Here is a 23,395-nt window from a genome sequence, read left to right as displayed (position 1 = left end):
GCGGCCGGAAGAGGTCTTGGACATCGACTCCGACCGGCGGCAACCATGGATGTCGGGCGCCCGCAACCACTTCCGACTCCAGAAAGCGGCACACCATGAGCACCATCAGCATCGTCGGCGTCGGGGGCATGGCCCGCGCCATCGCCACCCGCGCGGTCGAGGCCGGCCACACCGTCGAGGTCATCGGCCGCGACGCGGCCAAGGCCGAGGACCTGGCCGCCGAGCTCGGCGGCAGCGCGACGGCCGGAGCCTTCGGCGCCACCCCGGCCGGTGACATCGTGGTCTCCGCGGTGCCTTACGCCAGTGCCACGCCGGTCTTGGCCCGGTTCGGCGACGCACTGGCCGGCAAGATCGTCATCGACATCTCCAACACCTTCAACGCCGACGCCACCGGGGTCGTCACCCCCGCCGGCACCTCCGGGGCGCAGGAGATCGCCAAGGCCCTCCCGGCGAGCGCGCACGTCGTGAAGGCGTTCAACACCGTCTTCGGCCACGTTCTCGCCCGGGGCGGCCGGCTGGACGTGCTCATCGCCGGCGACGACGTGGACGCCAAGACCCGGGTGTCGGCCTTCATCGAGAGCCTCGGGCTGCGTCCGCTGGACGCCGGCGATCTCGCGGCGGCGCGATGGCTGGAGGCGATCGGTCCACTGCTGATGGGCCTGGCCAACCACGGCGCGGGGTTCGACATCAGCCTCGGCGTCACCGGCAAAGACTGAGCAGGACACATCGTGCGAGTTTTCGTCACCGGCGGGACCGGCCACATCGGTTCCCACATCGTTCCCGAGCTCGTCGCCGCCGGGCACGAGGTCACCGCCCTGGCCCGCTCGGACCCGGCCGCGGCCACGTTGTCCGCGCTCGGCGCGACGGTGCGCCGCGGCGACCTCGAGGACCTCGACGGGCTCAAGGAAGCCGCCGCGGACTCCGACGGCGTCATCCACGTCGCGCACCGGCAGGACCTGCTCCCCACCGGCGGAGTCGCCGCCGTGGCCGCCGCCGAAGTCCCGATCATGCTCGCCTACGGCGAAGCACTCGCGGGAACCGGCAAGCCGCTGGTCGCGGCCGGGAGCATCGGCTCGCCGGGGAACCTGGGCCGGCCGGCCACCGAGCAGGACCCGGCCCTGCCCGGCGGCGAGGAGCACGCGGGCACCCTGCGGGCTCGCAACGTCGTGGAGACCACCGTCATCGGCCTGGCCGAGCGCGGGGTGCGGTCGTCGATCGTGCGCATCGCCAACATCGCGCACAGCACGACCGACCGAGCCGGCTTCCTCCAGCGGCTGATCGCGCTGGCGAAGGAGAAAGGCGTCGCCGGCTACCCCGGAGACGGTGCCAACCAGTGGAACGCCGTGCACGCCCGCGATGCCGCTTCCGTGTTCCGCTTGGCTTGGGAAAAGGGCCCGGCCGGCAGCTACTGGCACGCGGTGGCGGACGGCGCCATCCCGTTCCGCGCCATCGCCGAGGCCATCGGCAGCCGGCTCGGCCTGCCCGTCGTAAGCATCCCGGTCGACGTCCTGATGGTGCCGGGCCACTTCGGCTTCCTCGCGAACATCGTCACGCAGGGCTATCCGGCGTCGAACCTCATCACCCGCGAGACCCTCGGCTGGGAACCCGCGCGGCCCGGCCTGCTCGACGGTCTGGACAACGGCCACTACTTCCCCGCGAACCGGGGATAGGAGCCGCACCGGACAGGTTTGCGGCCATTCCTTGACCGGCGTGACCCGCGTCACGTAACTTCCCGGCTGTCTTGAATCGTTTCAAGTCGCTTGGGGAGAGGTCGCCATGGCCGAGAACGATCCGATGCTCCATCCCATCGGCGGTGAGTGCGCACTGTCCCGGCGGCGCGTGCTCGCGCTCGCCGCCGCGGCGGTCGTCGCCGGGACGGCCGGTGGGTGGCCGATCGCCTACGCCGGCACCGCCGCGTCCGGCACCGCCGCGTCCGGCACCGCCGATCCGGCGCGGCGGTTCGCGAACCCGCGCCCGGATTCGCGGCCCACCGTGCTGTGGTTCTGGAACGGCGCCGTCACCACCACCCTCGTGACCGCCGGGCTGGCGGACCTGCGGGACAAGGGCGTCCACGAGGTGCTGGTGTTCCCGTTCGACACGGCGGCGCTGCGGCCGGCGTTCTTCACGGAGGACTGGTTCGCGCTCATCGAGTTCACCCTGCGCGAGGCCCAGCGGCACGGGATGCACCTGTGGCTGTTCAACGACGACTACTTCCCGAGCGGCCGCGCCGGCGGGCTCGTCGTCGACGGCGGGCAGGTCGGCGACCGGGTCTACCGGCCGCGGCCGGACCTGCGGCTCAAGGGCGTGGGGCACCAGGTGCTGACCGTCGCGGGCGGGGTGCCGGTGCCGCTGGTCAGCCGCGGGCTCTCGGTCTCCGGCGGGCGGCTGCTGGTCGACGCCGGCGCCCGCGACGGCGTGACGCTGCTGCGCGAGGGCGCGCAGTGGCAGGACTACGACGTCGTGGCGAAGGTCCGGGTCGAAAGCGCCACGGCCGGGCTCATGGTGCGCAGCGCCGACGAGGGCAACGGCGTCCTCGCCGACCTGCGCGCCGACGGTGCCGTCGACGTCTGGCAGCAGACCGGCGGCGCGTTCGGCCTGGTCCGCAGCGGTTCCCCGGTCGCCGGGTTCGACCCGGCGGCCGACCACGAGCTGGTGGTGGGGGTCCGCGGGACGACGCTGACGGTGTCGCTGGACGGTGCCGCGCAGGCCCCGGCCGAACTGCGATACGGCGCCGGCCGCGTCGGCGTGCGCGCGGTGGCGAGCCAGCGATCGTCGTGGGACAGCCTGAGCGTGCGCGATCCGGACGGCCGCGTGCTGTATGCGGAGACGTTCGACGACGTGGCCGCGCTCGACGCCTTCGACCTGCCCGCGACCGGTGTCCCGCTGGTCGCCGCGGCCGCCCGGCCGGAGTCCTCGGCCGATCCGGGCTCGCTGGTGGACCTCACCGAGCAGGCCCGCGCGGGCGGCACGTGGACACCGCCCGCCGGGAACTGGCGGCTGGACCTGTTCACCGTCCGCCCGCTGAGCACCCCCACCGGCACCGGGCGCGCCTACCTCGACCTGCTCGACGACGAGGCGGTGCGGCTGTTCGTCGACGCCGTGCCGGGGGAGTACCTGCGGCGGTTCCCGTGGGCGGCGGGCTCGGTCCTGCGCGGCTTCGCCGACGACGAGCCCTACCTCGCTTCGGCCGACGGGCCGTTCGACACCGTGCCCTGGTCGTCCACATTGGACGCGGAACTGCGCCGGGCCGGGGTGGCACCGGGGATCGCGTTGACCGCGGTGCACGACGACCTCGGCCCGGACGGCCTGCGGCTGCGCGGGATCTTCTGGCGCGCGGTCAGCGACCGGTTCGCCGCCGCGTACTACCGGACCCAGGGGCAGTGGATGGCCGCGCACGGCCTGCGGCTGATCTCCAACCCGCTGTGGGACGAATACGGGCCGGGGGAGCAGCTGCGCAGCTCCGGCAACCTGAACACCACCAACCAGTGGGCGCAGGTGCCGGGCACCGACCTGATCTTCGACCACTACCGGCGCGGCTACCACCGCACGCTGTCGCGGTGGCCGGCCAGCACCGCCCACCAGCTCGGGCTGGAGCGGGTCTACCTGGAGGCGATGGGCGGCACCGGCTGGCCGGTCACGCCCGCCTTGGTCCGCGAGGTGATCGGCGCGTTCGCCGTGCGCGGGGTGAACCACACGCTGCTGCACGCGAGGTTCAGCGACGAGAACCAGATCGTGTACCCGCCGCCGTTCCAGCCGGTCAACCCGTGGTGGGCGGTGTCGGCGCCGCTGAACGACTGGATCGGCCGGCTGATGGAAGCGTGCCGGCTGCCGGCCAGGGCCCGCACCGCGCTGCTCCAGCCGCAACGCGCGGCCGAGTCCACCCAGGACACCCCGGCGATGGCCGAGCTGGACACCGCGTTCCTCACCGCGGCGCACGCGCTGGAGGACGTCCAGGTCGATTTCGACTTCCTCGACGAAGGCGCGCTCGACGCGGACCCCGCCTTGGTGACGCACGCCCGGCCGGCCGGGTCGCGGCTGGTCGTGGGGCAGCAGGCGTACGGGATCGTGGTGGTGCCGCGGACGCCGGTCCTCGCGCTCGGGGCGGTGCGGACGCTGATCCGGTTCGCCCGCGGCGGGGGCACGGTGGTCGTCGTCGGCGAGCCGGGCCGCGAGGCCGGGGGAGACGACGCCGGCCTGCGCGGCGCGCTGGCCGAGCTGTTCGCCGTCCGCTCGGTGGTCCGGGCGGCCGATCCGGTGGCGGCCGCGGTCGCCGCCGCCGGGGCGGGCGGTGCGGCGGCGGTGCTGGAGCCACGGCACGACGACGTCCGCGTTCTGCGTCTCGAAGGCGAGGGCCGGGCCACGTTCGTCGTGCTCAACGAGCGCGCGGACGTCGTGGCGCTGACCGCGACGTTCCCGGCGGCCGGGGTGCCCGAGGTGTGGGACCCCGACACCGGAACCGTGACGCCGGTGGGCGTGTGGCGGCGGGTGCGGCCCGGGAGTACCGCGGTGGAGCTGCGGCTCGAGCCGAAAGCGACGCTGCTGGTGGTGTTCCGCGCGGGGCGGGAACCCGCGCACGCCGTGTCCGCGTCGGCGCCGGTCGAAGGCGTGCGCATCGACGCCCGCGCCGCGACCGCCACGGTGCGGGTGACCGGGCCGGGCGAGGTCACGGTCACCGCGGTCGACGGCGGGCGTTCCTACACCGGCACGGCGGCGGTTCCCGACCCGCTCGCGCCGGTGCCCCTCGGTGGCGACTGGGCGTTCCACTTCGATCGGGAGGGGGCGCCGGTGGTCACGCGCGCGCTCGGTTCCTGGACGGACCTGGACCCGGCGTATTCCGGATCTGCCTGGTACGAAAGGGAATTCCTCCTCGACGCCGCGGTTCTGTCCGGCCGGTCGTGGCGCCTCGACCTCGGGGAGGTCCGCGAAGTGGCCGAGATCGAAGTCAACGGGCGGAGCGCCGGGTCCCGGCTCTGGCCGCCGTACCGCGTCGACGTGACGGCGGTGGTGCGGCCCGGCCGCAACCGGGTGCGGGTCCGCGTCACCAACACCGGCGCCAACGCGCGCGGGCAGGCGCTCGCCTCCGGTCTGCTCGGCCCTGTCACGCTGCGGCCGCACCGCCTCGTCGAGGTCGCGCTGGCCCGCTCGGCGCCGAGCTCCTGAAGATCAGGCGGCGGTGGTCGTCAGGGACGTGATGGCGTCGTCGATCTCCAGGTCGATCAGCCGCTGGACCTCGATGGTGCGGTTGTCGAAGATCCCGGTGAGCTCGAGGCTGACGATGCCGTGGATGCGGGTCCAGATCCGGATGGCGGCGGTGGCCGCGCGGGGCGTGGCGTCCGGCCGCTCCTGGGCTCGGGCCCAGTGCCGCAGTTGCTCGTCGAGGGCGCGGTCGCCGGTCTTGCCGCCGGCCGGGGCCGTGTCCTGGATGGCGGCCAGCAGGTCGATGAGCAGGGCCATCGCCTGGTCCAGCGGGGTCGATGCGGCCGGCTCGCCGGGGGCGTCGCCGGCGCGTTCGGCGAAGAGCATCCCGTAGCGGCGGCGGTGGCGCAGGGCCCAGTCGCGGTAGGCGGCGACCAGGAGCCGGACCCGCGCGCGCGGCGCCCGCCGGCTGCCCTCGACCGCTTCCCGCATCGCCGTGACGAGCTGCTGGTAGGACGACGTGACCAGGTGGGCGATGAGCGCGTCCCGGGACGCGAAGTAGCGGTAGACCGCGGGTGCGGACATCGCCATGCTGCGGGCGAGAGCCGCGATCGTCAGCGCGTGCACGCCGTCGGCGTCGATGATCGCGAACGACGTGTCCTCGATTTCCCGGAACGTCTGGGCGCGCAGCCGTTCGCGTCGGTTCATCGCGGGCGGCTCGTTGGTCATCGTCGCATCGTAATGGACCGTAGCGGTGTCGACGGGAAGGTCGCTCCGCTACGGGTCGTCACGGTGTGGCGGCGGCCCAGTGCGTTCAGCATCGCGTCGATTTCGGTCCGGTAGAGCAGCGCGGTGTCGACGCCGGTGGCGGCCAGGTGCCCGCCCAGCTCGAGGCTGATCAGGCCGTGCAGCCTGCTCCACCAGATCAGCCCGAAGTGCCGCACCGCGGCCGGGGGTGGCTCGCCGGCTTCGGCCACGACGCTCAGGAACACGGTCATGCACCGCTGCGCGGCGGCCGCGATGCGGTCGGCGGCGTGCTCTCGGGCGGAGCCGTAGGCGGTTTCGTGCGCCAGGTGGTAGGCGTGCGGCCGGGCCAGTGCCCAGTCGCGGTAGGCGTGGGCGACCGCGGCGACCCGGGCGGCGGCGGAGGCTCCCCGGGCGGCGGCTTCGAGGGCGTGGGCTTCGAGGGCGTCGGCGAGCGCGAGGTGGACATCGACGGCCAGGTCGGCCAGCAGTTCGTCGCGGCAGGCGAAGTAGCGGTACAGCGCCGGTGCGGACATCGCCATGCTCCGCGCGATCGCGGTGAGCGACACCGTCTCCGCGCCGCCCTCGCACAGCTGAGCCATCGCGGCGGCCTTGATCTCGGCCACGGTCCGGCGCCGGTACCGCTCGCGCCGGGTCGGCTCCGGTCCGGCCATCGTGGACACCTCGCTTCGCGCTATGGGTTGACGCAGTATGACACATCGGTGCATAGTTACGATCATTAACGAAGCGACGAGGAGTCGCACTAATTCGAGGAGCCGGCCATGGCCGAGACGAGCATCCCCACCGTGACCGCGACCGAAGTGGTGCTGCCGGGCAAGGTCGAACCGTCCGGGCTGCGGCTGGTCCGGCGCTCGTTGCCGGCGCCGGCGGCCGGCCAGGCCCTGGTGCGCGTCGAAGCGACCGCCGTGTCCTTCGCCGAGAGCGCGATGCGCCGGGGCCGCTACTACGGCCAGCCCGCGTTCCCGTTCGTGCCCGGCTACGACCTCGTCGGGATCGTCGAGTCGGTCGGCCCGGACGTGGACCGCGCGCTGATCGGCCGGCGGTTCGCCGCACTGACCAAGACCGGCGCCTGGGCCACGGCCGTTCTGCTGCCGGCCGCCGATCTGGTCGAGGTGCCCGAAGGCGTGAGCGCGGAGGAAGCGGAGACGCTGACGGTCAACGGGCTGACGGCCTACGAGATGCTCCACCACGTCGCGAAGGTGCGCGCCGGGCAGACCGTGCTCGTGCTGGGCGTCGCCGGCGGGGTCGGGACCCTGCTGGCCCAGCTCGCCCGCCACGCGGGTGCCCGGGTGATCGGCACGGCGAGCCCGCGGCACCACGAGGCGCTGCGCGCACTGGGCGTCGAGCCGGTCGACTACCGGGACCCCGACGTCTCCGCCCGGGTCCGCGCACTCGCCCCCGGCGGGGTGGACGCCGTGTTCGACCACCTCGGCGGGGCGAGCATCTCCCGCTCCTACCGCTTGCTCAACAAGACCGGATCGTTGGTCTGCTACAGCATCGCGAGCAAGCTCGACGACCGGACTCCGGTGGTGCTGAGCTTCCTGAACGTGCTGACGAAGCTGGCGTTCTGGAACCACCTGCCCACCGGCAAGCACGCGAGCTTCTTCGACGTCTGGTCGGGCGCGGGCAAGCCGGGTTCGGCCAAGCGCGAGGCGTTCCGCACGCGGATCCGCACCGACCTCACCCACGTCTTCGGGCTTCTGCGCGAGGGGGTGCTCACGGCGAAGATCGCCGCCCGCTACCCGCTGACCGAGGTGGCGGCGGCCGTGGAACTCTCCGAATCCTCCGCGCGAACCGCGCTCGGGAAGATCGTGCTGGTGCCGTAAGCGGCTTCCCGCGGTCGCGGAAGGAACGCCCTTTTCCCTTCTTCTGCAAGGAGTCCGGCACCATGAAGATCACCATCACCGGCGTGTCCGGTCTCATCGGCGGCAGGCTCGCCGCCCGCCTCCGTGACCGCGGCGACGAGGTGACCGTGCTTTCCCGCTCCGCGAGCACCGGCCGCTCGACGTGGCAGTGGGACCCGCTCACCGGACCCGCCCCGCTCGGCGCGCTCGCCGGCCGGGACGCCGTGGTCCACCTGGCCGGCGAACCCCTCGGCCGGCGCCTGACCGAGGAGGTCAAGGACCGCGTCCGGCGCTCCCGGGTGACCGGCACCCGCAACCTCGTCGAAGGCCTGCGGGCCACCCCCGAAGCGGACCGGCCGCGGGTCCTCGTCTCCAGCTCCGGCGTGGCCTACTACGGTCCGCGCGGCGACGAGGAGATCACCGAGGAGACCGGGCCGGGCGCCACGTTCCTGGCCGGGGTTTCCCGCGCATGGGAGGACGAAGCAGCCAGGGCGGCCGAGTTCGGTGTCCGGGTGGTGCGGATGCGCACCGGGGTCGTTCTCGACGCCGCGGGCGGCACGCTGAAACGGCACCGCCCCCGAACCGGTCACCCAGCGGGAGTTCTCGAAGGCGCTGGGCCGGGCGCTGCACCGCCCCGCCGTCCTGCCGACACCCGGCCTCGCACTCCGGATGGCGCTCGGCGAGATGGCGGACATGGTCACCACGGGCCAGCGCGCGGTGCCCCGCCGCGCCCTCGAGGGCGGCTACCGCTACACGCACCCACAGCTGGATGCGGCGCTGACCGCCGCCTTGCGCTGATCCCGGCCTCCGAACTCGCGCGGGGCTTGACGAGAAGAGGAAGTCCATGATGCGGAAGCCGCGTGGCTCGATGATGGTGCAGTTCGAGGCGGCCGAACCGCCGATGCGGCTGCCGATCACCGGCCGGTCGGCCGCGAACCCGGTGTGTCACGCTGGGGAGGACCGCCGCTGACCCGGCAGAGAGCAGAGAGAGGACTCCGATGCACCGGCTGACCGTGCTGTACCCGCCGCCCGTCGACGAAGCCCACTTCCGTGACCACTACGTCGGCACTCACCTGCCGCTGGCGGCGAAGCTTCCCGGCCTCGTGCAGTCCCAGTACTCCTTCGACGTGGCCTCGCTCGGCGGGGAGCGCAAGTACTTCGCGGTCTTCCACGCCGACTTCGAGTCCGCCGAGGCCATGGCCGGGGCGCTCGGCTCGGAGGCGGGCAAGGCCGTCGCCGCCGATGTGGCCAACTACGCCACCGGCGGGGTGGAGATGATCCACTACCCGCTCAGCTGAGGGCGGCGATCCCGGCCGGGGCGTCCCCCACAAGGAGCAGCGCGAACACACGTACGGCCGGGATGGCGGTACGAATGCCCCGGAACGGCATGTAATCGTTCGATCACCCGTCCTGCCGCTTCCCCGGGGAGGAAACCCGATGCCCGCACGCCCGCCGACGTCCGAACAACGGGCCGCGGTCGACGCGTTCCGCGCCGGTGACCACCTGGTGCTGCAGGCCGGCGCGGGCACCGGGAAGACGACCACGCTGACGATGCTGGGCTCGAGCACCCGCCGCCGCGGCCGGTACCTGGCGTTCAACAAGGCCATCGCGACCGAGGCCCGCCGCCTGTTCGGCCCGAACGTGGCGTGCTCGACCGCGCACAGCCTCGCGTTCAAGGCGGTCGGGCACCGCTACCAGGACCGGCTCAACCACCCGCGGATGGCCACCGCGAAACTCGCGCAGTCGCTGGGCATCACCATGGAAGTGACGATCGGCGAGCGGAAGCTCACCAAGGCCGCGCTGTGCTACGCCGCCCAGCGCACGGTGATCCTCTACTGCTACTCCGCCGACGAGACCCTCGACCGGCAGCACGTGCCCTGGCTCAAGGGCATCGGCGAGGAACACCTGCACGACCAGCTCACGCAGCTGGTGCTGCCCTACGCCCAGCGGATGTGGGCGGACCTGCAGAACCCCGAGCGCGGGCGGGTGCCGTTCAAGCACGACCACTACCTGAAGATGTGGGCCCTGACCCGGCCGCGGCTCTACGGCGACTTCTTCCTGCTGGACGAGGCGCAGGACACCAACCCGGTCGTCGAGCGGGTGTTCCTCGCCCAGGGCGACCACGCCCAGCTGGTCATGGTGGGGGACTCCGCGCAGGCCATCTACGGCTGGCGCGGCGCCCGCGACGTCATGACCGGCTTCTCGGGCCGCTCATTGGCGTTGTCGCACTCGTTCCGGTTCGGGGACGGCGTAGCCGCCGAAGCGAACCGATGGCTGGCCATCGCCGGCGCGCCGATCCGCCTCACCGGCTCTCCCGTGGTGGCCAGCCGGGTGGAAACCGTCGAGCAGCCGGACGCGATCCTGTGCCGCACCAACGGCGGCGCGATGGCCGAGATCCTCACCCTGCTCGGCAAGGGCCGCCGGGTCGCGCTCGCCGGCCGCGCCGCGGTTCTCCAGAGCCTGGCCGAGGCCGCGCGCGACCTGCAGGCCGGCCGCCGGACCACCCACCCCGAGCTGCTGCTGTTCGCCTCTTGGGGCGAAGTCCAGGACTACGCGGAGTGGGACCCGGACGGCCGCGACCTGCTGTCCTTCGTGGAGGTCATCGACGAACACGGCGCGGACGTCGTGCTGCACACCCTTTCCCGGCTGGCCGCCGAAACCCACGCCGAAGTCGTGGTCTCGACCGCCCACGCCGCGAAAGGCCGCGAATGGCCGAGCGTCCGCATCGCCGACGACTTCCCCGAGCCCGTCGACCCGGAGAACACCGACCTCGACGGGGAGCCGATCCCGGGCAAGATCGAGCCCAGCGAAGCCCGGCTCGCCTACGTCGCCGTCACGCGGGCCCGGAACCGTCTCGACCTCGGCGGCCTGGCCTGGATCAACCGGCATCCCGACGGCAACCCGGGCCCGGAGCAGCTCGGCCGGGCAGCCAGCTGACGCCACCACACCGGGCCGCGCCCGGTGTGGTGGGATCCGGACGTGAGCCGAGCCGCCGAGGAGAGCAACCGTCGCCTGCTGCGTGCCCGCGACACCATGGACCGGGACTACGCGAAGCCGCTGGACCTGCCGGCGCTGGCTCGCGTCGCGCACGTCTCGGCGGTGCACTTCAGCCGGACCTTCCGCGCCACCTTCGGGGAAACCCCGCACCGCTACCTGCAGCGCCGCCGGGTGGAGCGGGCCATGTTCCTGCTGCGTTCGGGCGACCGGAACGTCACCGACATCTGCGTGGAGGTCGGCTTCACCAGCCTGGGGACGTTCAGCCGGACGTTCCGGGACATCGTCGGCGAGTCGCCGACGGCCTACCGGCGACGTGGCCCGCTGGCGGACGTGCCGACCTGCTTCGCGATGGCGTGGACGCGGCCGCGGAGCTGACCGGGACGATCGTTTTGGATAAGCGTCCCGGCGCGCCCCTGCACTACCGTCGCCCGCATGTTCAACGCAATCAAGATCTCGCAGATCTTCGTGCTCGACCAGGACGAGGCACTCGACTTCTACGTCGGCAAGCTCGGCCTGGAGGTCCACACCGACGCCGACCTGGGGTTCATGCGGTGGCTGACGATCAACGTGCCCGGCCGGCCGGACCGGGAGATCCTGCTGGAGAAGCCCGGGCCGCCCCGGATGGACGAGGCGACCGCGAACCAGGTCCGCGACCTGCTGACGAAGGGCGCGATGGCCGGCTCGCTGTTCTTCACCACCGACGACTGCCGCAAGACCTACGAGACGCTGTCGGCCAAGGGCGTCGAGTTCACCGAGGAGCCGACCGAGCGGCCGTACGGCATCGACTGCGGCCTGCGTGACCCGTTCGGCAACAGCATCCGGTTCAGCCAGCCACTGTCGGGTTCCTGAAAACGCGCCGCCGCGTCGACGCAGTCCTCGAGGCTGCTGTCGAAGGCGGCCGGTGCGGTTCGCGGCGAGGCTCTGGTCTGAACCCGACCGCCAACCTGGGCCACCGATGCTCGGGGCCGTGGCCCTCTGTGTCCGTGACTTGCCTTCAGTCTGCCGCCAGGGACACGAGTGCACCAGGGGCATCGGCCCCTGCCTGTCGCGCGTTCGGGTGACGATGATGCGATCCGGGGGGCCTCGTCTGCCGAACAACCGGTGACATTCTGTAACAAGTCCGGTGGCTTCTGCGTCTGTCAGGAGTGCGGTGGTCACGCCGTGCTCGCTGGAAGGTGGTCGCTGATGAGCTTGTTCTGGATCGGGCGTGTGCTGCCGGTGTGGATGAGTGGCCGGGCCGGTACCGCGCCGCTGACGATCGCCGCGGTGGGTGTGGTGCTGCTCGCGTGGTCGCAGTCGGCGGGCGCCGGGTGGGTGATGACCTCGGTGCTCGCGGCGGCCGGGGCCGCTGCCACGCTGGGACGCGCCCGCCGCCGCGTCGACGTGATCTTGCGTGAGGAGCTCGACGCCCGGTAGCGCCCGGTGCCCGATCAGTCCCTTGTGGATGATGCCGGGGTGGTCACGGGCGGATCAGCACCTTCAGCGCTTCGCGGTCGGCCATGGCCTGGTACCCACCGGGGACGTCGTCGAGTGCGACGGTGCGGTCGAAGACCTTGCCCGGCTCGATCCGGCCGTCGAGGATGTCCGGCAGCAGGTCCTCGATGTAGGCGCGAGCCGGGGCCACCCCGCCGGTGAGGGTGATGTTGCGCAGGAACTCCCGGACGCCGGCCGGGACGTCCGGGTACTGCGGGGCGCCGACGCGGCTGACGGTGCCGCCGTCGCGCACGACGCCGAACGCCGTCTCGATCGCCGGTTCGAGGCCGACGCATTCGAGGACGGCGTGGGTGCCGTCGCCGCCGGTGAGCTCCCGGACGCGTTCGATGCCTTCGTCGCCGCGTTCGGCGACGACGTCGGTGGCGCCGAACTCCCGGCCGAGGTCGGTGCGAGAAGCGTGGCGGCCCATCAGGATGATCCGCTCGGCGCCCAGGCGCCGGGCGGCGAGCACGGCGGACAGCCCGACCGCGCCGTCGCCGATCACCGTGACGGTCGTGCGCGGGCCGACCCCGGCGGTGACGGCGCAGTGGTGGCCCGTCGGGAAGACGTCGGACAGGCTCAGCAGCGACGGCAGCAGCGCCGAGTCCTCGCCCACGGGCAGCTTGACCAGCGTCCCGGCGGCCTGCGGGACGCGGACGGCTTCGCCTTGCCCGCCGTCGACGTCCGCCGAGCCCCACTGGCCGCCGTGGCGGCAGGAGGTCTGCAGGCCTTCACGGCAGAAGTCGCAGGTGTTGTCGGCCCACACGAACGGCGCGACCACGACGTCGCCGGGCTCGAGGCCGGTGACGTCGGCGCCGACGTCCTCGACGACGCCGAGGAACTCGTGGCCGATCCGGTCGCCGTGGTCCTGGGCCGGCTTGGCCCCGTAGGGCCACAGGTCGCTGCCGCAGATGCAGGAGCGCAGCACCCGCACGATCGCGTCGGTCGGCTCGTGCAGCCGGGGGTCGGGCACGGTCTCGACGCGCACGTCGCCGGCACCGTAGATCAACGTCGCCTTCATCGGCTCACTCTCGTCGTGGGTGGTTTTCCCTGGCCACCACCCATCAAACGCGCTGAGCCGGAGTCCGGCAGGGGATCGGGTCCGGCTGTCCCACGATCGGGTGATCCCGCCGCGGCACGTCTCACCCCACCAGGACGTTCTTGGAGAAGAGGTTGGCGTCCTCGGGTTCGCGCCAGACGAGGGACTCGCCGGCCCGCGCGTGACGTAGGAGTCGATGTCCGCCGCGTCGGCGTGGCCCGCTCCGTCCGAAATGTACAGTGAGCGGCCGAGGATCGGGTAGCCCTGGAAGACGACGGTCGCCTCGTCGGCGAACCGGGTGGCGCGGGCCGCGTGCCCGGCGTGGACCCGGCACCGGGCGAGCGCGGCGGCGACCCGGGCTCGGCCGGGGTCGTCGGTGGTACGCACGAGGACGTTGCTTGGCTTCATCCCGGTCGCCGGTGCAGTAGATCGCCATTTCGACGATGCTGTCCCCGGCGACGTCGGCCCGGATCATCTCCCGGCTGTACCAGGACCGGCCGTCGTGGGTCCGGCGTTCCTCGAACTCGATGGTGAACCCGTGCTCGGTCGGTTCCACCCGTTCGACCCGCACCTGGCCGGGGTGCGGATGCCCCTCGGCCCGGAGGGCCACGACCGCCTCGGCGGTCGACCGGCGTCGACATCCGGCTGGCACTGGGCATTGGTGTCCTCCTGAGGTGCGCGAGAAGCTGACACCTCTATGGCGTGACAATCGGGGGAACCCCCGTGCACCGCGGTGGAACGACCGCGCCCACCGGATGGCGGATCTGTCGATCCGGGCAACACTCGTTCGTATGAGGAGTGAACGGCGGCGTCCGTCCGCCGGGAGGAGTGGAGTCATGGCCCGGTTCCTGTTGTCCGTGCACAGCGTCGAAGGTGAAGTTCGTGAGGAGCCCACCGAGGAGCGGATGCGTCGATCGCACCGGCTGCTCGGCGAGGTGGAGAAGGACCTGAAAGCGACCGGGGCGTGGGTCTTCAGCGCCCGGTTGAGCGAACCGGGTGCCGCGCGGGTGGTGCGGGAGTCCGGCGGTGAGGTGCTGAACACCGACGGGCCGTTCGCGGAAGGCAAGGAACACCTCGGGGGCTTCTACCTCATCGAGGCCGAGGACCTCGACGCCGCGGTGGCGTGGGCCGCCCGGGTCACCGCCGCGATCTCGGTGCCGATCGAGGTGCGCCCGCTCGCCGGGTTCGAGGCCTAACGCGCGGGAGTTCGATGCCGGCGTTCGGCGTCGTGCCGCGGATCAGCGTCACCGGCTACGACCCCCGGGACCCGGCGCACCCTCGAAGCCGCGGTACCGGGCGCGCGGCTGCTCGGCCGGCCTCAGTGCCAGGCGCGGAACGCGTTCAGCAGGTCCTCGCGCACCGCGGGCGACAACGACTCCAGCGGCAGTTCGCCCAGCTCCGTGATCGTGGTCCGGAACTGCTCCAGGTAGTGTTCGCAGCCTTCGCACAACGCCAGGTGCTCGACGAACCGCGCTTCGGTCGCGGGGTCGAGGGCGCCGTCGAGGAAGGCGGTGACCAGCTCGACGAACTCGTCGCAGTTCATCGGGCCGCCCCCAGGTAGCCGGCCAGCCGGGCGCGGACGACCGCGCGGGCGCGGTGCAGCAGCACCCGCTGGTTGGCCGCGGAGATCTGCAGGATTTCGCAGACCTCCTCGGCGGTGTGGTCGCCGACGTCGCGCAGGCTGATCACGGCGCGCTGCCGGGCCGGCAACTCGTCCAGCACGCCGGTGATCACCTCGCGGATTTCCAGTGCCAGTGCGGTTTTCTCCGGCGAGTCCCACGGTTCGGGAGCTGCCCGCCAGTGTCCGGGGTAGGCGCCGCCGGGGCCCTGGAACCGGCTGGGGTCCACCGTCGGGCCGTGGTCCTCGTCGCCGGGCAGCAGGCTGGTCCACGGGACGCTGCGCTTTTCGTGCGTGCCGCGTTTCTTGGCCGTGTTGACCAGGATGCGGTACACCCAGGTCTTGAACGACGACCTGCCTTCGAAGGCGGACAGTCCTTTCACGACCGCGAGCCAGGTGTCCTGCACGACCTCCTCGGCGGTGGCGTGCGTCGAGACGAAGGACCGGGCCAGCCGCAGCATCGACGACGACCAGGCGTCGAGCAAGCCGGCGAACGCCGCGCCGTCCCCGGCCCGCAGCGCCGCGACGAGGTCGTCGTCCGGGGGCAGCTTCATCACCGCCCGAGCGTAGCCGCGGCGGTGCGGGAAAAGGGTGACGGTCACCTTACGGCCACCGGGTCCGGCGCCCGCAGCAACGCCAGCGCCCCGGCCGGGAACAGCAGCACCGACAGCAGTCCCGCGCAGACCAGCGCGGCCGCGGTCACCGGCGTCATCAGGCCGGTCAGCACCCCGATCTGCGTGGCGGTGACCAGGAACGGCAGCGACGTCGCCTGCAGCAGGCCGGCCGCGATCGCCCGCCGCGTCCCGAATTCGCGCGCGAACAACAGCGCCGGGATGCCGCGCGCGAGCAGCAGCGCGGCCAGGAACAGCGGGACGCGGGCGAGCGCGCCCGCGTCGGCGACCAAACCGGACAGATCGAGCCGCAGGCCGCTGGTGACGAAGAAGACCGGGACCAGGAAGCCGTAGCCGATCGCGTCCAGCTTGAGGCGGAACCGCGGGTGCGAGCCGGAATCGCGGTCGAGCAGGCCGACGACCGCCCCCGCCAGGAAGGCGCCGAGGATGCTCTCGAGCCCGAACGCCTAGGCCAGCGCGACGAACGCGACCAGCAGCACCACGGCCGCGCGGATGCGGATCTCGGCCGTGGTGTCCTGCAGCCGCGTCAGGGTGGCGCCGAGCCGCCGCGACCGGCCGGCCAGCGCGATCACCGCCGCGGTGACCACGACCAGGCCCGCGAACGCGACGAGCAGCACCAGCCGCGCGCCGGTGCTGCCGCCGGAGGCGGAAAACAGCAGCGACACCAGCAGGACGGCGGCGAAGTCGGCCACCGAGCACGCGGCGATGACCGCCTGCCCGAGGCCGCCGTCGGCCTGCCCGGCGTCCTTGAGCACCGGCACGACCAGCCCGAGCGACGTCGCCGAGAGCGCCACGGCCACCAGCAGCGGGCTGTGGACCCACCCGGCGGTCGCGAACCCGGCCCCGGCGGCGAGGCCGAGGCCGACGGTGCCGCCGTAGCCCAGCACCGCCACCCGCAACGCCCGCCCGCGCAGCCGGTGCACGTCGATCTCCAGCCCGGCCAGGAACAACAGGAACGCCAGCCCGAGCAGGGCGACGATCTGCACCGGCAGGTCCGGCTCGAGCCAGCCCAGCCCGGACGGCCCGAGCGCGATCCCGGCCACGATCTCCAGCACCACCGCGGGCACGCGCAGCTTCGGCGCGAGCCCGAGCAGCAGCGGCGCCGCGAGCGCGATCGCCGCGACCGCGGACAAGTTGACGAAACCGACGCCCGGCATGACTTCAGCGGTATTCGGGGTTGGCGAAGTCGAAGCGGCAGCCGGCGTCCCATTCGCTGCGCTGGTTGCCGTGCACCGGGATGCCGCCGGCGTCCTTCAGGATGCGGGCGAGGTGCATCAGGTTCCACGTCATGAACGTGGTGTTGCGGTTGGTGAAGTCGTTCTCGGGCCCACCCGAACCGGCGTCCAGGTAGGACGGTCCCGGGCCGGCTTCGCCGATCCAGCCCGCGTCCGCCTGGGGCGGGATGGTGTAGCCGAGGTGCTGGAGGCTGTAGAGGACGTTCATCGCGCAGTGCTTGACGCCGTCTTCGTTGCCGGTGATCAGGCAACCGCCGACCCGGCCGTAGTAGGCGTACTGGCCGGCCTCGTTGAGCAGGTGCGAGCAGGCGTAGAGCCGCTCGATGACCAGCTTGGTGACGGAACTGTTGTCCCCCAGCCAGATCGGCCCGGCGATCACCAGGATGTCGGCGGCCATCACCTTTTCGTAGAGCGACGGCCACTCGTCGCTCGCCCAGCCGTGCTCGGTCATGTCCGGCCAGACCCCGGTCGCGATGTCGTGATCGATCGCGCGCACCACTTCGACCCCGACGCCGTTCTTCTCCATGATCCGGCGGCTGACGTCGATCAGGCCTTCGGTGTTGCTGCGCTCGGGCGAGCGCTTGAGCGTGCAGTTGACGAACAGGGCGCGCAGGTCGTCGTAACTCGGCATGGGCCAGGCTCCTTCGGGCTGGTGGGTGAACCGCCCAGCTCAGTGCCGGCGACCCGCCCCGGCGTTACACGAAAGCCCGGGCAACCGGAAAGTGCGGCGCCCCGGCTCAGCCGGCGGCCGCTTCCGGGGAGCCGGTGTCGAGGACGACGCGGAACCGCGCGTCGCCGGACATCATCCGTTCGTAGGCCTTCGGGGCTTCGGACAGCGGCAGGATCTCGTTGCGGCTGCGGATCCCGCGGTCGTGGGCCAGCCGGAGGCTGTCCTCGTTCTCGATGGCCGAGCCGGTGAGGGCGCCGACGACCGCGTGCGTGCCGAAGATCAGGTCCGGGGTCCGGACCTCGATCGGGTCCGGCGCGGCCCCGACGACGAGCAGCTGCCCGCGGGTGCCCAGCCCCGCCACCAGCGGTGACATGGAGGCGCCGCTGGACGCCGTCGCGATGATCGCCGCGGCCCCGCCGAGCCGGGCGAGCGCTTGGCCCGGGTCGGCCGCGGTGCTGTCGATGTACTCGTCCGCGCCGAGTTCGGCGGCCAATCCGGCTTTGCCGGTGCCGCGGGCGATCGCCGCCACGCGGTGGCCGAGGGTCTTGGCGTACTGGATGCCGAGGTGGCCGAGGCCGCCGATGCCCTGGATCGCGACCAGCGAACCGGGCCGGGCGCCGGCGGTGAGCAGGGCGCGGTAGACGGTGAGCCCCGCACACAGCAGCGGCGCGACGTCGAGCGGCCGGGCGCCGTCGGGGATGCGGACCAGGCCGGTGGCGCGGGCGTAGGCGACTTCGGCGTAGCCGCCGTCGGTCGTGGTGCCGGTCCAGGGCTGGTCGGTGCAGTTGACGAAGTCGCCGCGGCGGCAGTTGTCGCACTGCCCGCAGTGGCCGTTGAGGTAGCCGACGCCGACGTGGTCGCCGGCCGCCCACGCGGTCACGCCCGGGCCCACGGCGTCGACCACGCCGACGATCTCGTGGCCGGGTACGACCGGCACCGACGGGTCGGCGCGCAGCCCTTCGACGGCGAGGGTGTCGCTGTGGCAGACCCCGCAGGCTTCGACCCGCAGCCGGACCTCGCCGGGCAAGGGGTCGCGGAGCTCGCGCTCCACGAGAGCGAACTGGCGGGTGCCGGTCACTTCGAACGCACGGTAGGACATCACGGGGCTCCGATCGGGGTGTGGAGCTGGCGGTCGAGGTCGCGCAGGACGTGCAGGAACGCTTCGGAGAAGGTGGGGAACGGCTGGACGACGTCGAGCAGCACGGCCAGGGGGACGCGGGCGCGGATCGCGAGGGTGGCCTGCTGGAGCCATTCGCCGGCTTCGGGCCCGGCGGCGTAGGCGCCGGTGAGCCGTTCGCCGTCGGAGAAGACGGTCAGGAAACCGGGCCGGGTCTCGTAGGCGCGGGTGAACGTGGCCGTGCGGGGCACGCCCGACAGCGGGACCGTCGCCGTGAAAGCGCCTTCGGCGGCGCCGACGGCCGCGGCCTGCGGGTCGGTGAACACGACCCGGGGGATGGCGTCGTAGTTGACGGTCGTGGGCCGGCCGAGGATGTTCGCGGCCACCACCCGGCCCTGGTACTCGCCGACGTGGGTCAGGTTCCACTGGCCGATGACGTCGCCGACGGCCCACAGGCCGTCGCCCGCGGCCATGCGTTCGTCGACCGGGATCCCGTGGGGGTCGGCTTCGACGCCGACGGTTTCGAGCCCGATGCCGTCGACGCGCGGCCGCCGTCCGGTGGCGACGAGCAGCCGGTCGGCGCGCAGGCTGGTGCCGTCGGGCAGGTCGAGCACGTACTCGTCGCCGTCGAGCCGCGCCGCACTCGCGTGCTGCCCGAGGTGCAGGGCGATGCCGTCGGCGCGCAGGGCCTCGCCGACCGCTTCGCCGAGCGCCCGGGGTTCGCGGGGGAGGACGTGGCCGGCGCCGTCGACCAGCGCGACCTCGGCGCCGAGCCGGGCGAACGCCTGGGCCAGCTCGACGCCGGTCGGCCCGGCGCCGAGCACGAGGAGCCGGCGCGGGATCTCGGTCGCGCCGGTGGCCTCGCGGTTGGTCCACAGCCCGGGCAGCTCGCGCAGCCCGGGCACGGGCGGGAACACCGGCGCGGAACCGGTCGCGACGACGATGTGCCCGGCGGTGTACGGCTTTCCGTTCACGGCGACGGTGTGCGGTCCGGCGAGCTTGCCTTCGCCTCGGAGGACCTCGATGCCGGTGTCGTGGGCCCACTTCTCGGCGCCCGCGTCGTCGTAGGACGAGACCATGAAGTCGCGCCAGGCCAGCGCCGCGGCGGCGTCCACCTGGCCGGTGACCGCTTCGCGCGCACCCGGGACGGCCCGGGCGGCGGCCAGTGCTTCGCCGGGCCGCAGGAGGGTTTTGGACGGGATGCACGCCCAGTAGGAGCATTCGCCGCCGAGCAGTTCCCGCTCGACGACGGCGACCCGGAGGCCGCCCGCGGCGAGCGCGGCCGCGGTGTGTTCGCCCGGTGCGCCACCGCCGAGGACGATGGCGTCGAAATCGTGGTGAGCCATGGTGCCTGCTTTCGGGGTTTCGGTGCGCGGGTCGCCCCGCGCACCGCCGGATGGGCTCAAGCGTCCTGGTGGTCGGTCATGTACTGGGCGTACCAGACCGGCCACTGCTCGTCGTACTGCCCGGTCTCCTTCTCGTGCTCGCCGTGCGCGGCCGCGGCCTCGCGCAGGCCCTTCTCCAGCTGCTGCGTCGAGCCGTAGGTCACGCCGGTGACGCGGCCCGGGAACCGGGTGGTGATCTCCTGCAGCAGCCAGGTGTTGCCGTCGGGGTCGCCGAAGGACGCGAACGACGAGTACGTGCCGCGGTCGGGGTGCGCGCCCGGGGCGAACGCACCGGTGCCGTCGCGGTGGAAGACCTCGCTGACGTCGACGCCGAGCGCGGTGAGCTCCTTGCGGGCCGCTTCGATGTCGTCGACGACGAGGTAGGTGCCGCGGACCGAGCCGGGGGTGGCGTCGGTGATGCCGGTGCCGAAGTGGACCGACGCCGCCGACCCCGGCGGGGTCAGCTGCACGACGCGCGAGGCGCCGAACTCGATGTCGGCGTCTTCGCGCCAGCCGAGTGTCTTGTAGAAGTGCTTGGTCCGGTCGACGTCGGTGACGGGCAGGACCACGACTTCGAGCTTCATGTCCATGATCGGACTCCTTCTCGGGGGTGGCGGCGGATCAGTAAGGGACTCAGTGCCGCTCACCACCACACTCGACCTCCGGCGGCCCGTTCGCCCCCGTGAGACACCCTGGTCCGGCCCGGGCCCGGGCCCGGGGATCGCGCTAGGGTTCCGGGTCATGCCGGGTCGGGAGGCGGAGCTGGTCGGCCGCGGCGACGAACTCGCCGTCCTCGACGGCGCGCTCGCCGCGGCGCGGACGGGACAGAGCCGGGTGCTGGTGCTGCGCGGCGAGGCCGGCATCGGCAAGACCGCGCTCCTGGAGCACGTCGCGGCCCGGGCGGCCGGCTGCCGGGTCGCGCGGACGGCCGGCGTCGAGTCCGAGCAGGAGCTGGCCTACGCCGGCCTGCAGCAGCTGTGCGCGCCCTTCGCCGACCGGGCCGGGCACTTGCCGGCTCCGCAGCGGACCGCCCTCGGCACGGCGTTCGGCCTGACCGCCGGGGAACCGCCGGACCGGTTCCTGGTCGGGCTGGCGGTGCTGACCCTGCTCGCCGACGTCGCCGAGGACCGGCCCCTGGTGTGCCTGGTCGACGACGCCCAGTGGCTCGATCGGGTGTCCGCGCAGACGATCGCGTTCGTCGCCCGGCGCTTGCTCGCGGAGCCGATCGCCCTGGTCCTCGCGGTGCGGGAACCCGCGGAGCAGCTCGACCTGGCCGGGTTGCCGGAGCTGGCCGTCCACGGCCTCGGGGACGCGGCGGCCGGCGCCCTGCTGGACTCGGTGCTCCAGGGCCCGCTGGACGTCCGGGTGCGCGACCGGATCGTCGCCGAAACGCACGGCAACCCCCTCGCCCTGGTCGAGCTGCCCCGGTTCTGGACCGCCGCCGAGCAGGCCGACGGTCTCCGCCGGCCGGACGGCGACGGGCTGGCCGGCCGCCTCGAGCGGTGCTTCCTGCAGCAGCTGGCGCCGTTGCCGGCCGACACCCGGAAGCTGCTGCTGGTCGCGGCCGCGGAGCCGCTGGGGGACGCGACCCTGCTCTGGCGCGCGGCCGGCGAGCTCGGCCTGGGGGCCGACCCGGCGGCCGCGGCCGAGGCGACCGGGCTGATCGAGTTCGGGCCGCGGATCCGGTTCCGGCACCCGCTGGTGCGCTCGGCGGTCTACCGGTCCGCGGCCGGCCCGGACCGGCGGGAAGTGCACCGGGTGCTGGCGGAGGTGACCGACGCCGTCCTCGACCCGGACCGGCGCGCCTGGCACCGCGCGCAGGCGACCGTCGCCCCGGACGAAGACGTCGCGGCCGAGCTGGAGCGCTCGGCCGGCCGGGCCCAGGCGCGGGGAGGTCTCATCGCCGCCGCGGCGTTGCTCGAACAGGCGGCCACCCTCACCCCCGACCCGGCGGTGCGGGCCCGGCGCGAGCTCGCCGCGGCCCGGGCGAAACGCGGCGCCGGCGCGCTGGACGCGGCGCTGGGCTTGCTGGGCGCCGCCGGGGCCGGGCCGCCCGATCCGGTGCGGGACGCCGAAGCCGAACGGCTCCGCGGGCAGATCGCGTTCGACCAGCGGCGCAGCGGCGACGCGGCCGGGCTCCTCCTGCGTGCCGCCGGGCACCTCGACGGTGCCCCGGCCCGCGAGACGTACCTGGAGGCGCTCGGTGCCGCCGTGTGGGCGGGATCCGGCGTCGTCGAAGCCGCGAAACGAGCGCGCGCGGCGCCGGCGGCCCACGTGCCGCCCACCGCCGCCGACCTCGTGCTCGACGCGCTCGCGACCCGGCTCACCGACGGGTACGCCGCCGCGGCCCCGCTGATGACCGGGGCGATCGACGCCGTCCGAGCGCTGGACACCGGCGGCGAGAACACCGCGCGCGTGCTGTGGCTGCTGGGCAACCGGGCCGGCGGCACCCTCGCGACCGAGGTGCTCGACTACGCGGCCGGCCGCGCCCTCGCCGAACGCCAGGTCCGGCTGGCCCGCGACACCGGCGCGCTCGTCCAGCTGCAGTTCGCCCTCAACTTCCTGGCCAACCACGAGCTGGCGGCCGGCGACCTGACGGCGGCCCAGGTGCTGGTCGACGAAGACCGCCTGCTCGCCGACGTCACCGGCGGCCGGGCGGTCGGGTACAGCGCCATCCTGCTCGCCGCCCTGCGCGGCCGGGACGCCGAGGCCACCGCGGTCATCGCCGCCGCGACCGCGGAGGCCGCCGGCCGCCGCCAGGGCCGGGTCGTGCGGTTCGCCGACTACGCGCACGCCGTGCTCGCCAACGGCCTCGGCCGCCACGACCTCGCCCGCGACGCGGCCCGCCGGGTGTTCGAGCACGACACCATCGGCCACCAGGCCCTGGCGACCGCCGAACTGGCGGAAGCCGCTTCGCGCACCGGCGACGACGATCTCGTCGCGGCCGCGCTGGACCGGATGTCCGGACGTGCCCGGGCCACCCCGACGGTGTGGACGCGGGCGCTCGAAGCCCGCCTGCGGGCGCTGGCCGGCGAGACCCCGGAGGAGTGCTACGCCGAATCGATCGCGCTGCTCGCCGGGACGCCGTTGCGGGTCGAGCTGGCCCGGGGGCACCTGTTGTTCGGCGAGTGGCTCCGGCGTGCGGGACGCCGTGTCGACGCCCGGGAGCACCTGCGCACCGCGCACACCATGACCTCCGCGATGGGCCTCGAAGCCTTCGCCGACCGCGCGCGCCGCGAACTGCTGGCCACCGGCGAGACGGCCCGCAAACGCACCGCCGGGACCACCGGGGAACTGACCGCCCAGGAGTTCCAGATCGCGCGCCTGGCCCGCGAAGGACTGTCCAACCCGGAAATCGGCACGCGGCTCTTCCTCAGCCCGCGCACCGTGGAATGGCACCTGCGCAAGGTGTTCGGCAAGCTCGGGATCAGCTCACGGCGTCAACTGCGCGAAACGGCGCTCGAGAAGGCCTGAGCGCGCCGAC

General features: G+C 73.3%; 23 protein-coding genes and 1 pseudogene. 14 read left to right on the top strand and 10 right to left on the bottom strand.

Translation table 11 applies throughout. The annotated features are described in order from the left end of the window. Positions 1-95: 95 nt before the first annotated feature. The 3 genes from C2L58_RS09375 (at position 96) to C2L58_RS50315 (ending at position 5,160) form a co-directional block, all read left to right on the top strand. Positions 96-716 carry an NADPH-dependent F420 reductase gene (locus C2L58_RS09375; RefSeq protein ID WP_103337163.1) on the top strand — a complete coding sequence of 207 codons (621 nt, stop codon included), beginning with the start codon at positions 96-98 and terminating at the stop codon, positions 714-716. A gap of 12 nt (positions 717-728) precedes the next feature. After that, positions 729-1,670, top strand: coding sequence for an SDR family oxidoreductase (locus C2L58_RS09370; protein WP_103337162.1), 942 nt, complete (start codon positions 729-731; stop codon positions 1,668-1,670). Between the two features lie 106 nt (positions 1,671-1,776). Further along, the gene (locus C2L58_RS50315) at positions 1,777-5,160 is read left to right on the top strand and encodes a glycosylhydrolase-like jelly roll fold domain-containing protein (RefSeq protein ID WP_103337161.1); all 3,384 of its coding nucleotides are present in this window, start codon (positions 1,777-1,779) and stop codon (positions 5,158-5,160) included. A gap of 3 nt (positions 5,161-5,163) precedes the next feature. Here C2L58_RS50315 and C2L58_RS09360 read toward each other — a convergent pair whose 3' ends face one another. Together C2L58_RS09360 and C2L58_RS09355 are read right to left on the bottom strand one after the other, a co-directional pair. Further along, positions 5,164-5,865 (bottom strand): TetR/AcrR family transcriptional regulator, encoded by a 702-nt coding sequence (locus C2L58_RS09360; RefSeq protein ID WP_103337160.1) that lies wholly within the window; start codon positions 5,863-5,865, stop codon positions 5,164-5,166. Then, the gene (locus C2L58_RS09355) at positions 5,862-6,554 is read right to left on the bottom strand and encodes a TetR/AcrR family transcriptional regulator (protein ID WP_103337213.1); all 693 of its coding nucleotides are present in this window, start codon (positions 6,552-6,554) and stop codon (positions 5,862-5,864) included. The genes C2L58_RS09360 and C2L58_RS09355 overlap by 4 nt, the downstream gene beginning before the upstream one ends. A gap of 108 nt (positions 6,555-6,662) precedes the next feature. Between C2L58_RS09355 and C2L58_RS09350 the strand changes: the two genes are divergently transcribed. The 8 genes from C2L58_RS09350 to C2L58_RS09320 all read left to right on the top strand — a co-directional run bounded on the left by C2L58_RS09350 (position 6,663) and on the right by C2L58_RS09320 (position 12,158). Next, entirely contained in the window at positions 6,663-7,727 is a 1,065-nt protein-coding gene (locus tag C2L58_RS09350; protein WP_103337159.1) for a medium chain dehydrogenase/reductase family protein, read from the top strand. Between the two features lie 62 nt (positions 7,728-7,789). After that, positions 7,790-8,593 (top strand): NAD-dependent epimerase/dehydratase family protein, encoded by an 804-nt coding sequence (locus C2L58_RS51695; RefSeq protein WP_441296294.1) that lies wholly within the window; start codon positions 7,790-7,792, stop codon positions 8,591-8,593. Beyond that, entirely contained in the window at positions 8,593-8,715 is a 123-nt protein-coding gene (locus C2L58_RS51265; protein ID WP_255410522.1) for a hypothetical protein, read from the top strand. The genes C2L58_RS51695 and C2L58_RS51265 overlap by 1 nt, the downstream gene beginning before the upstream one ends. A 28-nt stretch (positions 8,716-8,743) precedes the next feature. Beyond that, positions 8,744-9,043, top strand: coding sequence for an EthD family reductase (locus tag C2L58_RS09340; RefSeq protein WP_103337158.1), 300 nt, complete (start codon positions 8,744-8,746; stop codon positions 9,041-9,043). A 139-nt stretch (positions 9,044-9,182) separates the two neighbouring features. Further along, positions 9,183-10,682, top strand: coding sequence for a UvrD-helicase domain-containing protein (locus tag C2L58_RS09335; RefSeq protein WP_103337157.1), 1,500 nt, complete (start codon positions 9,183-9,185; stop codon positions 10,680-10,682). A gap of 96 nt (positions 10,683-10,778) precedes the next feature. Beyond that, positions 10,779-11,117, top strand: a complete 339-nt coding sequence (locus tag C2L58_RS09330) for a helix-turn-helix domain-containing protein (RefSeq protein ID WP_233225645.1) — start codon at positions 10,779-10,781, stop codon at positions 11,115-11,117. Positions 11,118-11,174: 57 nt separating this feature from the next. Then, positions 11,175-11,591: a VOC family protein gene (locus tag C2L58_RS09325; RefSeq protein ID WP_103337156.1), complete on the top strand. Its 417-nt coding sequence runs from the start codon at positions 11,175-11,177 to the stop codon at positions 11,589-11,591. Between the two features lie 336 nt (positions 11,592-11,927). After that, entirely contained in the window at positions 11,928-12,158 is a 231-nt protein-coding gene (locus tag C2L58_RS09320) for a hypothetical protein (protein ID WP_103337155.1), read from the top strand. A gap of 43 nt (positions 12,159-12,201) precedes the next feature. Here the strand turns inward: C2L58_RS09320 and C2L58_RS09315 are convergent, their stop codons facing one another. Further along, positions 12,202-13,236 carry a zinc-binding dehydrogenase gene (locus tag C2L58_RS09315; RefSeq protein WP_103337154.1) on the bottom strand — a complete coding sequence of 345 codons (1,035 nt, stop codon included), beginning with the start codon at positions 13,234-13,236 and terminating at the stop codon, positions 12,202-12,204. Positions 13,237-13,792: 556 nt separating this feature from the next. Between C2L58_RS09315 and C2L58_RS51260 the strand changes: the two genes are divergently transcribed. Together C2L58_RS51260 and C2L58_RS09310 are read left to right on the top strand one after the other, a co-directional pair. Next, entirely contained in the window at positions 13,793-13,927 is a 135-nt protein-coding gene (locus C2L58_RS51260) for a hypothetical protein (protein ID WP_255410521.1), read from the top strand. Between the two features lie 163 nt (positions 13,928-14,090). Continuing rightward, positions 14,091-14,450, top strand: coding sequence for a YciI family protein (locus C2L58_RS09310; RefSeq protein ID WP_233225637.1), 360 nt, complete (start codon positions 14,091-14,093; stop codon positions 14,448-14,450). Between the two features lie 122 nt (positions 14,451-14,572). Here C2L58_RS09310 and C2L58_RS09305 read toward each other — a convergent pair whose 3' ends face one another. The 7 genes and pseudogenes from C2L58_RS09305 to C2L58_RS09275 form a co-directional block, all read right to left on the bottom strand. Continuing rightward, positions 14,573-14,797, bottom strand: a complete 225-nt coding sequence (locus tag C2L58_RS09305; protein WP_103337153.1) for an anti-sigma factor family protein — start codon at positions 14,795-14,797, stop codon at positions 14,573-14,575. Beyond that, positions 14,794-15,426: an RNA polymerase sigma factor gene (locus C2L58_RS09300; protein ID WP_233225644.1), complete on the bottom strand. Its 633-nt coding sequence runs from the start codon at positions 15,424-15,426 to the stop codon at positions 14,794-14,796. The genes C2L58_RS09305 and C2L58_RS09300 overlap by 4 nt, the downstream gene beginning before the upstream one ends. A 44-nt stretch (positions 15,427-15,470) precedes the next feature. Next, positions 15,471-16,661 (bottom strand): annotated as a pseudogene (locus tag C2L58_RS09295) (cation:proton antiporter). Between the two features lie 4 nt (positions 16,662-16,665). Continuing rightward, entirely contained in the window at positions 16,666-17,370 is a 705-nt protein-coding gene (locus C2L58_RS09290) for a flavodoxin family protein (protein WP_103337151.1), read from the bottom strand. A 106-nt stretch (positions 17,371-17,476) separates the two neighbouring features. Beyond that, the gene (locus C2L58_RS09285; RefSeq protein WP_103337150.1) at positions 17,477-18,508 is read right to left on the bottom strand and encodes an alcohol dehydrogenase catalytic domain-containing protein; all 1,032 of its coding nucleotides are present in this window, start codon (positions 18,506-18,508) and stop codon (positions 17,477-17,479) included. After that, positions 18,508-19,872 carry a dihydrolipoyl dehydrogenase family protein gene (locus tag C2L58_RS09280; RefSeq protein WP_103337149.1) on the bottom strand — a complete coding sequence of 455 codons (1,365 nt, stop codon included), beginning with the start codon at positions 19,870-19,872 and terminating at the stop codon, positions 18,508-18,510. The genes C2L58_RS09285 and C2L58_RS09280 overlap by 1 nt, the downstream gene beginning before the upstream one ends. A 56-nt stretch (positions 19,873-19,928) precedes the next feature. After that, a complete protein-coding gene (locus C2L58_RS09275) occupies positions 19,929-20,501 on the bottom strand; it encodes a VOC family protein (protein WP_103337148.1) in 573 nt (190 codons plus the stop codon). Between the two features lie 151 nt (positions 20,502-20,652). Here C2L58_RS09275 and C2L58_RS09270 point away from each other — a divergent pair, with 151 nt between their 5' ends. Continuing rightward, positions 20,653-23,385, top strand: coding sequence for an AAA family ATPase (locus tag C2L58_RS09270; RefSeq protein WP_103337147.1), 2,733 nt, complete (start codon positions 20,653-20,655; stop codon positions 23,383-23,385). The last annotated feature ends 10 nt before the right edge of the window (positions 23,386-23,395 follow it).

It is taken from the genome of Amycolatopsis sp. CA-126428 (genome assembly GCF_002904335.1).
Classification (GTDB): domain Bacteria; phylum Actinomycetota; class Actinomycetes; order Mycobacteriales; family Pseudonocardiaceae; genus Amycolatopsis.
The sequence above is the reverse complement of the archived record's forward strand: the minus strand, read 5'-3'. Positions and strand labels throughout refer to the sequence as shown.